General features: G+C 69.6%; 17 protein-coding genes. 8 read left to right on the top strand and 9 right to left on the bottom strand.

Annotation, left to right across the window (positions count from 1 at the left end; all coding sequences use genetic code 11):
• The first annotated feature begins 224 nt into the window (after positions 1–224).
• On the top strand, positions 225–1,451 hold the full coding sequence (locus ABD810_RS06190; protein WP_344935276.1) for a ricin-type beta-trefoil lectin domain protein: 1,227 nt from the start codon (positions 225–227) through the stop codon (positions 1,449–1,451).
• A gap of 96 nt (positions 1,452–1,547) precedes the next feature.
• On the opposite strand, the gene ABD810_RS06185 is transcribed toward ABD810_RS06190, so the two are convergent.
• Positions 1,548–2,111 (bottom strand): hypothetical protein, encoded by a 564-nt coding sequence (locus tag ABD810_RS06185; RefSeq protein ID WP_344935274.1) that lies wholly within the window; start codon positions 2,109–2,111, stop codon positions 1,548–1,550.
• A gap of 417 nt (positions 2,112–2,528) precedes the next feature.
• Here ABD810_RS06185 and ABD810_RS06180 point away from each other — a divergent pair, with 417 nt between their 5' ends.
• From ABD810_RS06180 to ABD810_RS06165, 4 genes are all read left to right on the top strand, one after another.
• Positions 2,529–4,118, top strand: a complete 1,590-nt coding sequence (locus tag ABD810_RS06180) for an LTA synthase family protein (protein WP_344935272.1) — start codon at positions 2,529–2,531, stop codon at positions 4,116–4,118.
• Positions 4,119–4,203: 85 nt separating this feature from the next.
• Positions 4,204–4,551, top strand: a complete 348-nt coding sequence (locus ABD810_RS06175) for a VOC family protein (protein WP_344935269.1) — start codon at positions 4,204–4,206, stop codon at positions 4,549–4,551.
• Between the two features lie 332 nt (positions 4,552–4,883).
• Positions 4,884–6,047 carry a right-handed parallel beta-helix repeat-containing protein gene (locus tag ABD810_RS06170; RefSeq protein WP_344935267.1) on the top strand — a complete coding sequence of 388 codons (1,164 nt, stop codon included), beginning with the start codon at positions 4,884–4,886 and terminating at the stop codon, positions 6,045–6,047.
• Between the two features lie 173 nt (positions 6,048–6,220).
• Positions 6,221–6,394: a hypothetical protein gene (locus tag ABD810_RS06165; protein ID WP_344935265.1), complete on the top strand. Its 174-nt coding sequence runs from the start codon at positions 6,221–6,223 to the stop codon at positions 6,392–6,394.
• On the opposite strand, the gene ABD810_RS06160 is transcribed toward ABD810_RS06165, so the two are convergent.
• The 7 genes from ABD810_RS06160 to ABD810_RS06130 all read right to left on the bottom strand — a co-directional run bounded on the left by ABD810_RS06160 (position 6,378) and on the right by ABD810_RS06130 (position 11,005).
• Complete coding sequence (locus ABD810_RS06160) at positions 6,378–7,220, bottom strand: hypothetical protein (RefSeq protein WP_344935436.1); 843 nt, start codon at positions 7,218–7,220, stop codon at positions 6,378–6,380. The two genes, ABD810_RS06165 and ABD810_RS06160, sit on opposite strands and share 17 nt — an antisense overlap.
• Complete coding sequence (locus tag ABD810_RS06155) at positions 7,220–7,996, bottom strand: helix-turn-helix domain-containing protein (RefSeq protein ID WP_344935263.1); 777 nt, start codon at positions 7,994–7,996, stop codon at positions 7,220–7,222. Before ABD810_RS06155 ends, ABD810_RS06160 begins: the two co-directional genes overlap by 1 nt.
• An 89-nt stretch (positions 7,997–8,085) precedes the next feature.
• Positions 8,086–8,463, bottom strand: a complete 378-nt coding sequence (locus ABD810_RS06150; RefSeq protein WP_344935261.1) for a VOC family protein — start codon at positions 8,461–8,463, stop codon at positions 8,086–8,088.
• Between the two features lie 67 nt (positions 8,464–8,530).
• Complete coding sequence (locus ABD810_RS06145; RefSeq protein ID WP_344935434.1) at positions 8,531–8,905, bottom strand: hypothetical protein; 375 nt, start codon at positions 8,903–8,905, stop codon at positions 8,531–8,533.
• A gap of 94 nt (positions 8,906–8,999) precedes the next feature.
• Complete coding sequence (locus ABD810_RS06140; protein WP_344935258.1) at positions 9,000–10,112, bottom strand: zinc-binding dehydrogenase; 1,113 nt, start codon at positions 10,110–10,112, stop codon at positions 9,000–9,002.
• Between the two features lie 172 nt (positions 10,113–10,284).
• Entirely contained in the window at positions 10,285–10,446 is a 162-nt protein-coding gene (locus ABD810_RS06135; protein WP_344935256.1) for an acyl-CoA thioesterase family protein, read from the bottom strand.
• A gap of 157 nt (positions 10,447–10,603) precedes the next feature.
• Positions 10,604–11,005: a DnaJ family domain-containing protein gene (locus tag ABD810_RS06130; protein ID WP_344935254.1), complete on the bottom strand. Its 402-nt coding sequence runs from the start codon at positions 11,003–11,005 to the stop codon at positions 10,604–10,606.
• A gap of 225 nt (positions 11,006–11,230) precedes the next feature.
• Here ABD810_RS06130 and ABD810_RS06125 point away from each other — a divergent pair, with 225 nt between their 5' ends.
• The gene (locus ABD810_RS06125; protein ID WP_344935251.1) at positions 11,231–12,049 is read left to right on the top strand and encodes a hypothetical protein; all 819 of its coding nucleotides are present in this window, start codon (positions 11,231–11,233) and stop codon (positions 12,047–12,049) included.
• A 102-nt stretch (positions 12,050–12,151) separates the two neighbouring features.
• The gene (locus ABD810_RS06120; RefSeq protein WP_344935247.1) at positions 12,152–13,123 is read left to right on the top strand and encodes a sulfite exporter TauE/SafE family protein; all 972 of its coding nucleotides are present in this window, start codon (positions 12,152–12,154) and stop codon (positions 13,121–13,123) included.
• Positions 13,124–13,206: 83 nt separating this feature from the next.
• On the opposite strand, the gene recQ is transcribed toward ABD810_RS06120, so the two are convergent.
• Positions 13,207–15,036 (bottom strand): DNA helicase RecQ, encoded by a 1,830-nt coding sequence (gene recQ, locus ABD810_RS06115; RefSeq protein ID WP_344935245.1) that lies wholly within the window; start codon positions 15,034–15,036, stop codon positions 13,207–13,209.
• Positions 15,037–15,270: 234 nt separating this feature from the next.
• Here recQ and ABD810_RS06110 point away from each other — a divergent pair, with 234 nt between their 5' ends.
• Positions 15,271–17,241: a Xaa-Pro dipeptidyl-peptidase gene (locus ABD810_RS06110; RefSeq protein ID WP_344935243.1), complete on the top strand. Its 1,971-nt coding sequence runs from the start codon at positions 15,271–15,273 to the stop codon at positions 17,239–17,241.
• The last annotated feature ends 21 nt before the right edge of the window (positions 17,242–17,262 follow it).

The following is a 17,262-nucleotide window of genomic DNA, read 5'->3' as shown; positions in this document are numbered from 1 at the left end:
AGATGTTTGTCGTCGGCTGGCACTCGAGGAATCAAGGCGCGCACGGAGCCATGACTGGTCGGAGTAATAAAGAAACCTTCCTATTGACAACGGATGTGACGCGGGTGTTACATCCTCTTAATTTAAGTATTGAAGGACTTCTGGCAGCACAGGACGCCTCCGCACAACGTGCCGGCGTGGGCCGGAAGCCCGTGCCTGGTAAGGACCACAGACCGGAGGTCTTCATGCGCAAACCCCGGCTCCTTCTCACGGCCGCGGCCGTGGCCGTCACCCTGGCCAGCAGTCTGGTCGCCATCACGAGCAATGATCGGGCCGAGGCCGCCATCGGTCCTGTCACCTGGGCTGACGAGTTCAACGGCGCGGCGGGATCGTCCGTCGACGGTTCCAAGTGGAAGTTCGACATTGGTGGCGGCGGCTGGGGCAACAACGAGCTGGAGTACTACACCAACTCGACCCGCAACGTGTACCACGACGGGCAAGGTCACCTCGCGATCACCGCCCGCCGGGAGAACCCGTCCAACCTCCAGTGCCACTACGGAACCTGCCAGTACACCTCCGGCCGCATCCTGACCGCGGACAGGTTCAGCCAGACGTACGGCCGCTTCGAGGCGAGCATCAAGATCCCCAGAGGCCAGGGCATCTGGCCGGCGTTCTGGATGCTCGGCGGCGGCAACTGGCCGAACACCGGCGAGATCGACATCATGGAGAACATCGGCAGCGTGCCGAACACCGTCTACGGCACCGTCCACGGCCCTGGCTACTCCGGCGGCAGCGGCGTCGGCGGCAGCCGCACGATCGGCGCGCCGCTCGCCGACGCCTTCCACAGCTACCGCGTCGACTGGTCTCCCAACCTCATCGTCTGGTACCTGGACGGCTCCGAGTACTTCCGCGTCACGCCGGCCAACATCCGCGGCAACCAGTGGGTCTTCGACCACCCGTTCTTCATGATCCTGAACGTGGCGGTCGGCGGTAACTGGCCGGGCAACCCCAACTCCAGCACCACGTTCCCGCAGACGATGCTGATCGACTACGTCCGCGTCTCCGCATGGACCCCCGACGGCCCCGGGACCGGCAACGCGCTGAGGTCGAACCTGAGCGGTCGCTGCATCGACATCCCCGGCGCCAACCCCGCCGACGCCGCCCGGCTGCAGATGTACGACTGCAACGGCAGCGCCGCCCAGCAATGGTCCGTCAACAGCGACGGCACGGTCCGCGCGATGGGCAAGTGCATGGACGCCGCGGCCGCCGGCACCGCCAACGGGACGCCGATCCAGCTCTACACGTGCAACGGCACCGGCGCCCAGCGCTTCACGCTCACCGCGGCCGGCGACCTGGTCAACCCGACGTCCAACCGCTGCGTGGACATCGTCAACCGCAACACCGCAAACGGCGCACAACTCCAACTGTGGGACTGCAATGGCGGATCCAACCAGAAGTGGACCCGGGCCTGACCCCTCGGCCGATGCGAAAGGCCGGCAGCACGTACTGCCGGCCTTTCGTCGTCCCAGCCTGCCGCGCATCGCGCCCGGGTCGCCCCGGGCAGCCCGCTAGGGCCTGGGGGACATCGTGACCTGGGTACTCATCTGCCAGGCGAAGACGGAGCAGCCCACCAGTAGCGTTACTCCCGACAGCACGCCACTGACGAAGGGCACCCACGCGAGGGCGGTGGTCGCCGCCATGACGAACCCGATGACGCCCAGCACGGTGATGATCGCGCCGAGCACCATGATGCTGTTCTCCTTCCAGACCGGTCCCAGCGCGATGAAGTGGACGCCGACGACGAACGCGACCCACGCGATGTTGGCCTGTTCAGGCAGGCCCCAGGTACGCAGCAGCGCGAGCCCGCCGAAGAGCAGGACCACCTCGGCGATGACGACCAGCCAGTAGCCACGGCTGAACGGGCTCCGTCCTCGTGGCCCCGGGGTCTGTTCCGGGGAGCCTCCGCCGGTCCGCAGCCGCCGTACGGTGAGGAACCACATGGCGACCATGCAGGCCAAGATGATCGCGGCGAGCACTCGCAGGACCACCACGATCGCGGGATTCAGCGGGCTTCGCGTGTTCACGAAGACGAAGACCGTCCCGCCCACGGCAGCGATCAGTAGCCCACCCATACGTTGCAACATGGTGCGAAACTGTACCGATCAGGCAGGCGGGGTGATCGGTCACCATCCCTGAACCACCGCCGGTGGTCGGCCGTACACAAAGTGGGGCCCCCGAGCCGCCCGCGGTGCGTGGGCGGGTTTTCGCAGCAGTCAAAGCACCACAGGCGTCGCACGGAAAGGCCTTCGCCAGTGTCGTTCTTCACCAGCCTTCAGAGGCGGTCGACTCGGGGACGGACGACCGCGGAGGACGGCCTGACGACACACGACCACCCGGAGCACAAGCCGGACGAGGAGGCCGCGGCCGACCATGCCGGTGGCCCCCGGGATGTGGAAGCCGCAGGTCCCGATGTCGGCCGCTCCCGAGAAGCGGCGGCCGCAGGTGACGCCGGCGGTGGTCTCCGGGGAAGGCGCCTCGTCGCAGCGCGGGTGACCACCGTCCTGGCCTGCCTGCTGGTGCTGTTCACCCTCATCGCCCCGGACGAGGTGAGCCGGCTCACGCCTGCGGCGTTCGTGCGCATCCCGGTGGAAGGGCTCCTCGGCGTCGCCCTGGTCCTCATCTTGCCGGCGAGGCCGAGGCGGGTGGTGGCGACGCTGGCCGGAGTGGCCCTCGGTCTGCTGACCATAGTGAAGATCGTCGACGTGGGCTTCTTCACGGTTCTCGACCGGCCGTTCAACCCCGTGTTCGACTGGACCTTCGTCGGGGCCGCCGCGGAGTTCGTCACGGAGTCGATCGGCAGGGCCGGCGCGATCGGCGCCCTGGTCGCGACCGCGGCTCTCGCCGTCGCCGTGCTCCTCCTCATGACGCTGTCGGTCCTGCGCCTGACCTCCCTCGTGGTCCGGCACAACACCACGGCGGGCGGCGCCATCGCGGTGCTCGGCATCGCGTGGGTCGTCTGCACCGTGCTCGGCGCGCAGCTCGTCCCCGGCATGCCGGTCGCCGCCCACGCGTACGACCATTCGCTCCAGGTGCGCGCGGCCCTTCAGGACAGGAAGACGTTCGCCGCGGAGTCCGCCGTCGACGCCTTCCGCGACACCCCGGGCGAGGATCTGCTGACCGCCCTGCGCGGCAAGGACGTCATCGTCTCCTTCGTCGAGAGCTACGGGCGCGACGCGGTCGAGGATCCGGAGTTCGCGCCGCAGGTCGGTGCGGTGCTCGACGCCGGGAATCGACGTCTGCGTGCGGCCGGGTTCGCCGCACAGAGCGCCTTCCTCACCTCCCCGACGTCGGGGGGCGGTAGCTGGCTCGCCCATTCCACACTGCTCTCCGGCCTGTGGGTCGACAACCAGCAGCGCTACAGCACCCTGCTCGCGAGCGACCGCCTCACCCTCAACGGCGCCTTCCGGCGGGCGAAGTGGCGGACGGTCGGCGTCATGCCGGGCAACACCCGGGACTGGCCGGAGGGGGCGTTCTTCGGCTACGACCGGGTGTACGACGCCCGGAACCTCGGGTACCGCGGCCCCCGTTTCAACTGGGGCACCATGCCGGACCAGTACACCTTGTCGAGCTTCGAACGCCTGGAGCGGGCGAAGCGGGACCGCGCCCCGGTGATGGCGGAGATGCCCCTGGTCTCGAGCCACGCGCCGTGGGTGCCCACGCCCCGGCTCATCGACTGGGGTGACGTCGGTGACGGCTCGGTCTTCGGCCCCATGGCCACGGCCGGCGACTCGCCGGAGGCGGTGTGGCGTGATCCCGCCCGCGTACGCGCCGCGTACCGGGGCTCCATCGAGTACTCGCTGAACAGCCTCATCACCTACGTGGAGACCTACGGCGACGACGATCTGGTGCTCGTCTTCCTCGGCGACCACCAGCCCGCCCCGATCATCACCGGTCAGGGCGCCGACCGCGACGTGCCGATCACGATCGTCGCCCGCGACCGGGCCGTCCTGGACCGGATCTCCGGATGGGGCTGGCAGGACGGCCTGAAGCCCGGTCCGCAGGCCCCGATCTGGCGTATGGACGCCTTCCGCGACCGCTTCCTGACCGCCTTCGGCCCGCAGCCCCACTCTTCCCGATGACCCGCCTCCGCCAGAACCGGTGGACGGCACGGTCCGCCGAAACGCCATAATGACGGCCATGTCTTCTCTGGTGCGACATGTAACGATGGACTGCGCGGACGCGTATCAGCTGAGTACCTTCTGGGCGGGAGTGCTGGACTCGTCCGTCAGCGAGGATGACCAGCCAGGGGATCCTGAGGCGCTGGTCGAGGCTCCCGGGATCGCGCTGCTGTTCGTGACCGTCCCGGAGCCCAAGACGACGAAGAACCGGGTGCACCTGGACCTGCAACCTCAGGACCGTACCCGGGACGAAGAGGTCGAGCGGCTGCTGGCCCTGGGCGCCACCCTTGTGGCCGACCACCGGCGTGCCGACGGCCTCGGATGGGTCACCCTCGCCGACATCGAGGGCAACGAGTTCTGCGTCGAGCGCAGCGCCGCCGAGCGAGCGGGCTGACACCGGCCCGGCGGCGCGGACCCGCACGACACCCCGCCCCAGCCGGGTCATCCATGGGGCGATCCCGTCGAATGTGTGAAAGTTTCCGGAGAGACCGCAGGTCGTGACGGGATCCAGGCGGTCACGGTTGACTCCTGGCGAGAAAGTGAGTGCGCTGGCCCTGGTTGAGACACTCCGCGAACAGCCGTGATTTAGGCGGGGCGCTAAACCAATCCCTTCTTGTTGCCCTGGAAGCCTCTCCACCGCCCACCTCGGAAAGCGCTTTCCACCGTCCCGATGGGAGCAGTGACACCTTGAACACCGAACCTCGACCCTCAGGCGGGATCAGCGGCATGCGCCGCGTTCTCACCGTTCTGGCCGCCCTCGGCCTGGCCGTAACCGGCGTCCTCGTCAGCGTCCCCGCGCACACGTACGCGGCCGCGGTGAAGGCCGCCGCCCACGCCGCCGCGTGCGGTAGCGGCTCGTTCAACGCGGAGGCGGTGCTGAGCGGCGGCACCTGGACGGCACGCAACGGCGGCAGCACCCTCTACACCGGCGCCAGCATGATCGAGGCGATGCGGCGAGCGGTGGGCAGCCTCAGCGCGGGCCGTACCTCCAAGCAGAAGGTGATCGTCCGCGGCTCGGGATCGATGAACGCCAACCAATCACTTGACCTGCCCAGCTACACCGTGCTTGAGGTGTGCGGCACGATCAACGTGAGCGGGACGATCAGCGCCAACAACGCGGTGGTGCGCGCCCAGAACGTCACCGATGTCGAGGTCCCCTGGCTGAACGTCACCGGCTCGCCGTACTTCGGGGTCTTCATCCGTAACGGCACGAACATCATCCTCGGCCAGATGGACCTGCGCCTCGGCTCCGCGGGCCTCGGCATCCGCATCGACAACCACAGCAACCGCAACGTACGGACCAGGAACGTGCGGATCGACAACGTGTACGCCTCGGGCGGCAACAGCCACGGCGTCGAGACCTACGGGGTCGACGGCATCACGATAGGCACCGTGACGGCGCGCAACACCGGGCAGTCCGGGCTGCTGTTGAACGACACGATCAACGCCACCGTCGGAACGGTCGACGCGCAGGGCGCGGGCACCGGAACGGGCTACGCGGCGTTCCGCATGGCCAACCGCAACGGCCGGATCGGCAGCGCCTACCCGGCCAATGTCCGCGTCGGCTCGGTCATCGCCCGGGGCGGCGGCCGCGGCGTCTTCTGCGTCTCGGAGAGCGGCGGCGCCGTCATCGACCGGGTGGACATCGCGCAGACCGGCAGCAACTCGATCCTGATAGAGAACTGCTACAACGTCACGATCGCCGCGCAGAGCGGCACGGTCAACGGCTCGGACGTGCGCATCGCCTCGCGCACGGAGTTCCCCGTGTCGTCCGACGTGACGATCCAGAACCTGACCCTGACGAACTCGGTCATCACCGAGAACCCCTGCGGAAGGAACATCGTCATCCGCAACATCGTTCTGGTGAACTCCCGAATCACCAGGTGCTGACCCCGCCGCTCCCGGCTCGGCCGCCCGAGCCGGGAGCGGCGGCGACTCCAGCCGGAGCTTCTGCCGCTACTACGTGCTCAGCGCCGACGGCCGCCGCCTGTACGAGAGGCTGACGGACAGCTGGCGTGGCCTGAACGACACCATGGATCAGCTCCTGAAAGACGGAGGGCGTCATGAACGCTGACGATCTCATCGACAGCTACGTGTCCGACGTGGCGCGGCTGCTGCCGCGCACCCAGCGCAAGGATGTCGCGCTCGAGCTTCGCACGCTGGTGAAGGAAGAGCTCGAGGAGAGGGCCGCTTCGGCAGGGCGCGCCGCCGACGGGCCTCCTAGGCCGGCACCGTGATGCTGGGAGCGCGGAGGGCTGTGAGGGCGGTGTCCGGTGAGTCGGCGAAGAAGCGGATCGTGGTGGCTTCGGCCCGGCGGCCGAGAGGGCGGACGACCGTGATCGGTTCGGTCAGCTCGACGACCACGTTGGTCTGGGAGGACACCGCCACGCTGAGCCGCCCATCCGCCACCGCGACCATGCCGGTCTCGTTGTAGCCGCGAGACAGCCGTACCGATGCGATCAGGTGACGGGGGACGCGCAGGTCGAAGTACGCGCCGTAGCGGATGCGCAGTTCCTCGTCTGCGACGACGTGCGGCCGGGTGACGCAGGCCGCGCCGAGCGCCAGCCCCACCACGATCCCGTAGAGGTCCACCACCAGCACCAGGGCGCGCACCCCGTCCGGCACGTCGAGCGCCCTCAGCAGCACGTCCACCCCCACCGTTTCGACGGCCATGAGGAACAGCAGCACCAGCAGCGTCGACGACTGCCCCCCTGAGTACGGCACCGCCGTGGCGCCGGGCGGCACGCCGTCGCGGCGCCGGACGACCCACAGGGCGAGGCTCACCAGGCCCTTGAGCTCGAAATCGATGATCTTGCGCACCTGGACGGGCACCAGCCGATGAACGGTCGCCCGCAGCGCCGCCCGCCGGTCCGCGCCACCCTGGCGTTCGGCCCTGAACAGCCGGTACACGACCGTCGCCTCCAGGACGACGATCAGCACGACGGCCGTCTCGACAGCCGCCACCACCACGCCGGGCAGCGAGACCCCGGACACGAGCAGGACCATGACCAGCAATTCCGCGGGAATCGCGGCGAACAGAACGACGCGGGCGATCCTCAGCATCACGCTCTCTCCTTCAGCATGGTCATGAGCAGCCGGAACACCTCTGCCTGGGCGGGAGAGACCTCGCCGGACAGCACCTCCAGCCACCGCCCGTCGTCCGCGTTGTCGACAGGGCCGGACCGGGCAGCGGGCACGTTCGCGACCATCAGCCTCGCCATCTCATCGGGGATGTGGGCGGCCAGGTCGGCGGCGAGCACGGCGACGCGGTGATCATCGGGCTCCGCGTCGGCGAGGTCGTCGAGCCGGGCATAGAGGGCGTGGCCGCGTGCGAGCGCGTCGGGCTCGGTGAGGGGACGCATCAGCTTGAGCATGCGGGCCTGGTCGGCGGGGTCGGCCATGACGCTCACCAGCGTCAGCAGTTCCCGATCGACCTGGGCGAACGTCGAGCCCTCGGCGGGCAGGTGGCGCAGCACCTCCGCCATGTCACCGGTCACCATCGAGTCGGGGTGGAGGTCGACCTCCGCCAGCAGCGTGGCCAGCCGGTCACGTCTGGCGCCGATGGCCTCCTGCTGCCTGGCCAGCTCGGCGTCCAGCTCGAGGAGCACCTCGCGCAGATCCCGGCCCTCGTCGTCGGCCAGCGCGTCGCGGAGCTCTTCCAGCGACAGGCCCAGCTCGGCCAGGTGCCGTATCCGGGCGAGGGCCACCGAATCCCGCAGCCGGTACTCCCGGTAGCCGTTGGCCAGCCTCGCCGGCTCGGGAAGAAGGCCCAGGTGGTGGTAGTAGCGCACGGTACGGGTGGACACCCCGACCAGCGCGGCGAGCTCGCCGATCCGCATGCCCTCATTAGACACGTTGACGTCGCGTCAAGGTCAAACGTGCGTCAACGGCCGTCGACGCACGGCCACCTCGTCGGGTCGCGGGCCTGTCACTCCAGCCAGAGACAGAAGGGATGCCCCGCCGGGTCGAGATAGACGCGGACATCGTCCTGGGGCTGGTAGCCGGCGAGAGTGGCACCACATGCGTCGGCGTGTGCGCTCGCGCCGTCCAGGTCGTCGACGCGGATCTCCAGGTGCATCATCATCTGCTGGTCACCGGGGCCGGCCGGCCAGGTCGGCCGGACGTAGGACGACTCCCTCTGGAACGACAGCCCCACTCCGCCCTCGGGGTCGCTCAGGAAGACGTCGTCCGGCTCCTCCCTGGTGATCTTCCAGCCGAGGAGCCGCTCGTAGAAGCGTGCGAGCGCGGCGGGATCCGGTGCGTCGATGTTGACGGTCGTGAGCTTCAGCCCACTGGCAGGGGTCATGGCGCTGGTCTCCCGAATGCGATGTGTGCGGTCTCCGCGGTGTGGCGATCATCCTGCCAGGAGCCCGTCACCGGTAGCGGAAACCGTCGAGGAAGCGACGGAAGAGGCCGCCGGCGCGAGGCAGGGGTGGGGCCGGCGGCGGGGCGACCGGCAGTTGCCGGGCGATGGGCTGGTCGTAGTTGGTCCGCGCGATGGCGTCGACGACCTGAGCCTCGTCGAAGTCCTCGGACCCGGCGATCATCGGCACGAAGCCGACCAGCATGCCGTCCCGCATCACCTGCGCTTCGAGACCCGCGGTGCCGTCGGTGTCCCATTCCGCCTCGCGCCCGCCGGGCAGTGACACCCGTATCCCGAACTGGTCGACACCGACTCTCGCCAGATGACCGTCTATGCCACGCTCACGCAGCGCGTCCACGACCCGCCGTGCCCGGTTCTCATCCACGGTTCCCAAGATAACTCCGCCGGGCGGAAGGGGACCGATGATCGGAAGTCGGACGGCACGGCACCTCCGGCGGGCGAGGTCTCCCCCGTGGGTGTCAGAACACGATCACCTGGCGCACGGCCGCGCCCGTGTGCAGGCGGTCGAACCCGGCGTTGACGTCGTCGAGCGCGAGCCTGTCCGACAGCAGCCTGTCCACGGGAAGGGCCTGCGCCCGGTACATGCCGATGAAACGGGGCACGTCCCGGCGCGGCACGCACGAGCCGAGGTAGCTTCCGCGCAGCGTCCGCTCCTCGGCGACCAGGCTGAGCGCGGGCAGGCTCAGCTCCCGGCCCGGATCGGGGAGACCGACCGTGACGGTGGTGCCGCCCGGTGCGGTGGCGGCGTAGGCCTGCGCGAGCACCGGGACCACGCCGGTGGTCTCGATGACCTTGTTGGCGCCGCCGCCGGTCGCCTCCCGCACCTCCTCGGCGGCCTCGGGCCCGCCCTCGATCACGTGGGTCGCGCCCAGCTCGCGTGCCAGGGCCAGCTTGTGCGGGACGACGTCGACGGCGACCAGCGTGGCGACGCCGGCGGCCCGGGCCGCGAGCAGCGCCGACAGGCCCACACCGCCGAGACCGAATACGGCGACGGAGTCACGCGGGGTCACGGCCGCGCTGTGGAAGACCGCGCCCGCGCCGGTGAGCACGGCGCAGCCGAACAGCGCGGCGATCTCGAACGGCAGGTCGCGATCGATCCGGACGGCGGAGCGGCCGGACACGACGATGTGGTCGGAGAAGGCCGAGACGCCGAGGTGATGGCCGACCCCACCGGACAGCCGCCGGCCGCCGCCGAGCAGCACGCCCTCGCGGTTGGCGGCCGCGCCGGGGCCGCAGAGCGCCGGCCGCCCGGACGCGCAGCCGGGACAGTCACCGCAGGCCGGCACGAAGGTCAGCACCACGTGGTCGCCGGGCGCGAACTCGGCGCCCTGGCCCGCCTCGACGACCTCGCCCGCCGCCTCGTGACCGAGCGCCATGGGCAGCGGCCTCGGCCGGGACCCGTTGATCACCGACAGGTCGGAGTGGCAGAGCCCGGCCGCCCCTACGCGTACGAGCAACTCCCCCGGGCCGGGCGGGGCCAGAGTGAGCTCGCGGATCTCCAGCGGGCGTGACTCGGCATAGGGGGCGGGCCGGCCCGACTCGACCAGCACGGCCGCACGCGTCGTGATCACACGATCACCGGCCTGTCCGTCGCGATCCGCACGCTCCTGCTCACGCGATCACCGGCCTGGCCGTCGCGATCCGCACGCTCGTGATCACACGATCACCACCCTGGCCGTCGCGATCCGCACGCTCCTGCTCACGCGATCACCACCCTGGCCGTCGCGGTCCGCACGCTCCTGCTCAACCGAGTACCAGCCTCTCCATCGCGGTTCGCATGTCGCCCTCGATCGGTACGGGCCGGCGGGTCGTCCGGTCGCAGAACACGTGGGTGAAGTCCCCCTCGGCGACCAGCGCGCCGTCCGAGCCGCGCTCGTCGTTCTCCTCAAGAGCGGTGTGCCGCATCGGCCGCCTCCTCGATCAAGCGTCCGCTCAGTTTAGGGCGGGCGTCCGCGTCGCCCCGGCCACGGGTGAAGGCCCTACCACGCGGGGCCCGGCGCGCCCGAGCGGCTCTACCGCGGCCCCGGCATCGAAGGCGGCCGGGAGGCCGGAACGCCCACGGTCAATCCCAGTGCTCCCGGCGCCATTCACGCACGACCCGTTCGACGTCGAACGGCATCAGGTTCAGCGGAGGGCCGGACAGGCCGGTCCTGATCGCCTTGCGGATCGTCTCGTTGATGTCCGCCACGATGCGCCGTACCTCGTGCTCCGACTCGGCCGCGGACGCCGCCGCGAGCGCGTCCTCGGCCTCCTTGCGCAGGGCGAGCGTCGGTGGCAGGTAGGACACGTTCTCGCGGCGCAGCTTCTGCTTGACCCACCACAGCTCGTCGTACGGCTTGTCCAGGTCGGGGATGGGCTTGCCGGTACCTGGCAGATCGTCGAACTCGCCACGCTCCATCGCTTCGCGGATCTGCCTGTCGATCCACGTCTCGAAGCTCACTCCGGGCGGTTTGCGCTCTGTCATGGTGCGGCTCTCTCAGCGGGTGCGGCCGAGTGCATGACTCCAGAATATTGCCGGTGATCCCGTGGCGGCCGGCCGGTAGGGGTGATGTCGTGGACCCATCCGTCCGGGTCTTCGCACCGGCGGCGGCGCCGAAGCGGCCGGTTTCCGATATCCACCGGGGAGAAGCATCGCGAGTGGCGGCGGTTCTGGATATCGTCGGTCGCATCTCGATCACGAGGAGATGTGATGAGCTGGTTGTCGGATCGCCTGTCTCTCAGCCGCCTGCGCACCGGTCCCACCGCTCTGTCGCAGTCCGCGTCCAGCCCTGCGGCGCTTCTGGAGATCATCCAGCTCGCCGATCCCTCCGCGCGCCTGGACGGCGCGGACATCGTGCTCACCGGGCTTCGGGTGGAGGCCGGCGTCGAGCTCGGCGAGCCCGAGCTTCGCAAGCTGAACATCCACGACGAGGACCGGTTGTGGGCCTATCGGATCGTCGCCGACGGCCCGCTCCCCATGGACGGCTTCGACAGGTTACTCGCGGAGGGGATCGCCCACCGCCTCGACGGCTGGGCGCTGACCCGGGGAAGCATGAGCGACCCGGCCGACGCCGAGGGCCGGGGACCGATCGCCTATCTCGGGGAGATGCCGCCCCCCGAGGAGATGATCCCGCTGCTTCGCGGGCTGCTGCGTCCCGCCGACTCGGTGTCGGCGAACTGGGAATCGGCCGGCCCCGCCGAGCTGGACGAGGGCATCGTCCACCTGGTGCAACCGGGTTTCCACATGTACGGCGGAGCCGACATCTTCGTCACCGCCGTCCACGACAAGGACATCCCTCCGGTCGTGCTGGCCCTGCTGCCGTACGCGACGCAAGTGGTCAAGGTCGATGTGGTCCCTTTCGAGGAGGACGACGGCACGGTGGCACTGGAGGGAGACCAGGCCCTGCTCGACACCGGAGCGGTCGCCCTCGCCGTCGCGGAGGCCTACAACGGAGTGGCGACCGACCTGTGGAGATTCCAGATCTCCAAGCCGGAGGACCTGCTCGCCGCCACACCAGACCCTGAGTGACCGGGGGTGTCGGCGAAGGCCCAGCACATCCGGCCCACTCCGCGAGACCCCACCGGTCGGCCATAGTCCCGCCACTCCCTAGGGCTTGTATAGGTTAGGGAGGTGGATTTCGACTACACCATGGCGATCGGCTCGTTCCTGGTCGCCATCGTCGTCGGGCTGACCGGCATGGGTGGTGGCGCGCTCATGACGCCCATGCTCGTCACGTTCTTCGGCGTGCCGCCGCTCACCGCGGTCTCCAGCGACCTCGTGGCGGCGGCGGTGATGAAGCCGGTCGGCAGCGTGGTCCATCTGCGGCGGGGGACCGTCAACCTCAAGCTGGTCGGCTGGTTGTGCCTGGGCTCCATACCCGCGGCGTTCTGCGGCGTGCTCGTCGCCAGGGCGCTGGGCGACGGCCAGGACGTCCAGGACCTGGTGCAGAAGGCGCTGGGCGTCGCGCTCCTGATCGCGGCGGCGGGCCTGGCCGTACGGGGCTATCTGGCGATGCGCGACCGGGCGGAAGGCCGCACCCCCGCGACCGGCCGCCGTACGGCGGAGCCGGGCGAGCCGGCCGCGACCGGGCTGCCGTCGGTGTCCGTACGGCCGATCCCCACCGTCGTGGTCGGCGTCGTGGGCGGGCTGGTGGTGGGCATGACCTCCGTCGGCTCCGGCTCGCTGATCATCGTGGCGCTGCTCGCCATCTATCCCGCGCTCAAGGCCAACCAGCTCGTCGGTACGGACCTGGTCCAGGCGGTTCCCCTCGTCATGTCGGCGGCGCTGGGCCACCTGCTGTTCGGTGACTTCAAGCTCTCGGTCACCACGGCGCTGCTGGTGGGTTCCATTCCCGGTGTCTACCTCGGCTCACGGATCTCCTCCCGCGCCCCTGGCGGGCTCATCCGCCGCGCGCTGGCGTTCGTGCTGCTCGCCTCGGCGCTGAAGATGTTCGACCTCAGCACCACCGTGACGGCGTGGGTGCTGGCCGGCGTCCTGGTCGCCGCCCCGGTCATCTGGATGCTCCTGCGTGCCCGGCACGGCCTGCCCGCACTCCCCTGGCAGACGGCCGGGGAACCATCGAAGAAGTCATCGGTGCCATGATGACCCTCCGTGAAGGGTGACGCTGGATGTCACCCGACACGGCCATCGCAGGATGACGACATCGGCGGACGGGACGCGCGTGCTCAGGAGGCGGTGAGGGTCTCCAGGATCTGCAGGCCGTACTTCGCCAGTTTGTTCTCCCCCACGCCGGTCACCTTGCCGAGCTCGGCCAGGGACGACGGTGACCCTGTGGCGATCTCGCGCAGGGTCGCGTCGTGGAAGATGACGTACGCGGGCACGCCCTGCTCCTTGGCGGTGGCGGCCCGCCAGGCGCGGAGGCGCTCGAAGACCGGCATGGCCTCCTCGGGCAGCTCGGCCGAGGGGGCGCGGCGGGTCTTGGCGGCTCGGGCCGGACGCTCGGGCTCGCGGCGCAGCGACACCTCACGCCGCCGGCTCAGCACTTCGGCGCTCGCCTCGGTGAGCACCAGCGTGCCGTAGTCGCCCTCGACCCCGAGGAGGCCCTGGGCCAGCAACTGGCGGACCACGCCGCGCCACTCGAGCTCGCTCAGCTCGGTGCCGACGCCGAAGACGGACAGGGAGTGGTGATCGAACTGGGCGACCTTGGGGGTCTTCTTTCCGAGCAGGATGTCGATGATCTGGCCGGCGCCGAACTTCTGGCGCCGCTCGCGCGCGAGGCGGACCACGGTGGACAGAAGCTTCTGCGCGGCTATCGTGCCGTCCCACGACTCCGCCGGGGTGAGACAGGTGTCGCAGTTGCCGCAGGCGGTGCTCTTCTGCCCGAAATACGCCAGAAGCCCGACTCGACGGCACTCGACCGTCTCGCACAGCGCCAGCATGGCGTCGAGGTGGGCGCCCAGGCGGCGGCGGTGGGCGTCGTCGCCCTCGGAGGTGTCGATCATCTTGCGCTGTTGCACGACGTCTTGGAGGCCGTAGGCGAGCCAGGCGGTGGAGGGAAGGCCGTCACGCCCGGCGCGGCCGGTCTCCTGGTAGTAGCCCTCGATCGATTTGGGCAGGTCTAGGTGGGCGACGAACCGCACGTCGGGTTTGTCGATGCCCATGCCGAAAGCGATGGTGGCGACCATGACGATGCCGTCCTCGCGCAGGAACCGCGCCTGGTTGGCGGCTCGGGTGCGCGCGTCGAGCCCCGCGTGGTAGGGCAGCGCCGGGATGCCGCTCTCGACCAGGAACTCCGCGGTCTTGTCGACGGAGGCCCGTGACAGGCAGTAGACGATGCCCGCGTCGCCGGGGTGCTCGGTGCGCAGCAGCTTCAGCAACTGGCGCCTGGGCTCGTTCTTGGGGGCGATGCGGTATTGGATGTTCGGGCGGTCGAAGCTCGCGACGAAGTGACGCGCCTCTCGCAGGTTGAGCCGGGAGGCGATCTCGCCGTGGGTCGCCTCGGTGGCGGTCGCGGTGAGGGCGATGCGGGGAACGGCCGGCCAGCGCTCGTGCAGCATCGACAGGGCCAGATAGTCGGGCCTGAAGTCGTGACCCCATTGGGCCACGCAATGGGCCTCGTCGATGGCGAACAGGGAGATCGTGCCCTTGTCGAGCAGCCTCAGCGTCGAATCGACCCGCAGGCGCTCGGGCGCCAGATAGAGCAGGTCGAGCTCTCCGGCCAGGAAGGCCGACTCGACCAGCCGCCGCTCGTCGTGATCTTGGGTGGAGTTGAGGAAGCCCGCCCGGACCCCCAGAGCCGTGAGGGCGTGCACCTGATCCTGCATGAGGGCGATCAGCGGCGAGACGACGACGCCGACCCCTTCGCGCACGAGCGCGGGGATCTGGTAGCACAGCGATTTGCCACCACCGGTCGGCATGAGCACGAGCGCGTCGTGTCCCGCGACGACGTGGTCGATGATCTCCTGCTGGCCTTCGCGGAACGACTTGTAGCCGAAGACGCGGTTCAGCACGCGCAGCGCGTCGCTCGCCTCGAGGCCGTTGTCGGGGGAGGTCATCGCGCCAGTCTACGAGGACCCCGACGCCACGAAGCGAGGCTCTGGAACACCTGTGGACAACCCTTCCCCGATCCACAGCCCGAGCATGTCCCGGCCCTCGCGGCCGTGCGCCTTGGCGATCGGTAGGGCGGGTCTCATTCTGATGCGGGCTGCTGTGCGGCTATTTACACGATATGTCGGCTGGGATAACTCTGTGCTGTACATGATCGGTGCACATCCCCCCGGAGGTACACCTTGCGGCGATCGTCCAGATTGCTCTGCGCCATCGGCATCTCCCTCGTGCTGACGGCCACCACGGGCGGCGTCGCCGCCGCCCGGACCGCACCTCAGATCAACGTCGCGAACGGCCGCACCCAGCCGGTCTTCTCCTATGCCGACGCCATCCGCGAGCACGTCAACGTCGAGACCCCCGTCGACAGCGACGGCGACGGCAGGAACGACCTGGCCGCCGTGGACATCGTCCGGCCCAAGGAGACCGACCAGGGCCTCAAGGTGCCCGTCATCATGGACGAGAGCCCTTACTACGACAATGTGGGCCGCGGCAACGAGTCCGAGCGCAAGCGGTACGACGCCGCCGGGCTGCCGGTCAAGTTCCCGCTCTTCTACGACAACTACTTCGTGCCGCGGGGGTACGCCGTCCTGCTCGTCGACATGGTCGGCACCAACAAGTCCGAAGGCTGCCCGGACGTGGGCGCCTCCGCCGACATCGCGGCGGGCAAGGCCGTGATCGACTGGCTGAACGGCCGGGCCAAGGCGTACAACCCGGACGGCAGCCCCGCGACCGCGAGCTGGACCACCGGCAAGGTCGGCATGGTCGGCAAGTCCTACGACGGCACGCTGCCCAACGCCGTGGCCGCCACCGGAGTCCAGGGCCTGGAGACCATCGTCCCCATCTCGGCGATCACCAGCTGGTACCGGTACACCCGCATGAACGGGGTGCTCTACACCGACGACTACATGCCCTTCCTGGCCGACCGCATCGACACCGACCCACCGGCCAAGTGCGCCGCCATGCTCCAGCGCCTGCACGAGGGCCAGGACGACGCGACCGGCGACTACAACGCCTTCTGGGACGAGCGGAACTACATCTCGGGCAGCCTCGCCGACGTGAGCAAGATACGGGCGAGCGTGTTCGCCGTACACGGGCTCGGCGAGCTGAACGTCAAGGCCGACCACTTCAGCACCTACTGGCAGGCCCTCGCCAGGCGCGGGGTGCCGCGCAAGCTCTGGCTCTCGCAGTACGGGCACGTGGACCCGTTCGACTACCGGCGCGAGGACTGGATCGACACGCTGCACGCCTGGTTCGACCGGTGGCTGCACAAGATCGACACCGGGGTCACCAAGGAGCCCAGGGTCGATCTGCAGGTGGCGCCCGGCCAGTGGGTGAAGCAGGCGGAATGGCCGTCGAGGTCGCTCAACGTGCCGCTGTGGCTGCGCCCCGGCCAGGACGGGCAGGGCAGCCTGGGCCTGCTGCCCGCGGGCAAGGGCAAGACGCTGAGCTTCGTCGACGACCCCACGCAGACCGAGGACCGGATGGTCTCCGACCCCACGGCCGCCTCGCCGAACCGGCTGGCGTTCCTGACTCCGCCGCTCAAGCGGGCCGTACGGTTCTCCGGCACCCCCAAGGTCGACATCCGGGCCAGGCTGGACCGGCCGGACGCCAACCTGACCGCCCTGGTGGTCGACTACGGCGAAGACGACCGAGTGGATCATTACGCGGCGGCCGGCGGCATCAGGACCTTCACCGAGGAGAGCTGCCACGGGGAGAGCACGGCCGACGACGACGCCTGCTACCGGCTCACCGAGACCGTGACCGCCCGCAGGCCGGTGGAGATCGTGGCCCGTGGCTGGCTCGACGCGCACAACCGCCGCTCGCTGACGACCCCGGAGACCCTGACGCCCGGCAAGGCCTACCAGTTCACCTGGGACACGCTCCCGGCCGACTACGTCGTCAAGCCGGGTCACCGGCTGGCCGTCATCCTGGCCGGCAGTGACGCCGGCGAGACCTTCCCCGATCAGCCGGCGCCCGCCACGGTGACCGTGGAGCTGGCCTCCAGCCGGATCTGGCTCCCGCTCACCGCCGTCAGCGCCGTACAGGAAGCGGATCCGCCGACGACCATGGACTTCGCCCCGGCTCCGGAACAGGACAAGTGGCGTGGGCCGGTGGACGTGGTGCTGCCCAAGCCGTCGCGTGACTTCTTCTGACGGTTCCCGGCCGTGACGCCG

It is taken from the genome of Sphaerisporangium flaviroseum, from assembly GCF_039537005.1.
Lineage (GTDB): Bacteria > Actinomycetota > Actinomycetes > Streptosporangiales > Streptosporangiaceae > Sphaerisporangium > Sphaerisporangium flaviroseum.
This window is presented reverse-complemented; position numbering and strand designations above follow the sequence as displayed.

What these genes read in the sequence shown, in the direction of transcription:
- ABD810_RS06190 (WP_344935276.1), top strand. Translation starts at nt 225, where the DNA reads ATGCGCAAACCCCGGCTCCTTCTCACGGCCGCGGCCGTGGCCGTCACC.
- ABD810_RS06185 (WP_344935274.1), bottom strand. Translation starts at nt 2,111, where the DNA reads ATGGGTGGGCTACTGATCGCTGCCGTGGGCGGGACGGTCTTCGTCTTC.
- ABD810_RS06175 (WP_344935269.1), top strand. Translation starts at nt 4,204, where the DNA reads ATGGACTGCGCGGACGCGTATCAGCTGAGTACCTTCTGGGCGGGAGTG.
- ABD810_RS06170 (WP_344935267.1), top strand. Translation starts at nt 4,884, where the DNA reads ATGCGCCGCGTTCTCACCGTTCTGGCCGCCCTCGGCCTGGCCGTAACC.
- ABD810_RS06165 (WP_344935265.1), top strand. Translation starts at nt 6,221, where the DNA reads ATGAACGCTGACGATCTCATCGACAGCTACGTGTCCGACGTGGCGCGG.
- ABD810_RS06160 (WP_344935436.1), bottom strand. Translation starts at nt 7,220, where the DNA reads ATGCTGAGGATCGCCCGCGTCGTTCTGTTCGCCGCGATTCCCGCGGAA.
- ABD810_RS06155 (WP_344935263.1), bottom strand. Translation starts at nt 7,996, where the DNA reads ATGCGGATCGGCGAGCTCGCCGCGCTGGTCGGGGTGTCCACCCGTACC.
- ABD810_RS06150 (WP_344935261.1), bottom strand. Translation starts at nt 8,463, where the DNA reads ATGACCCCTGCCAGTGGGCTGAAGCTCACGACCGTCAACATCGACGCA.
- ABD810_RS06135 (WP_344935256.1), bottom strand. Translation starts at nt 10,446, where the DNA reads ATGCGGCACACCGCTCTTGAGGAGAACGACGAGCGCGGCTCGGACGGC.
- ABD810_RS06130 (WP_344935254.1), bottom strand. Translation starts at nt 11,005, where the DNA reads ATGACAGAGCGCAAACCGCCCGGAGTGAGCTTCGAGACGTGGATCGAC.
- ABD810_RS06125 (WP_344935251.1), top strand. Translation starts at nt 11,231, where the DNA reads ATGAGCTGGTTGTCGGATCGCCTGTCTCTCAGCCGCCTGCGCACCGGT.
- recQ (WP_344935245.1), bottom strand. Translation starts at nt 15,036, where the DNA reads ATGACCTCCCCCGACAACGGCCTCGAGGCGAGCGACGCGCTGCGCGTG.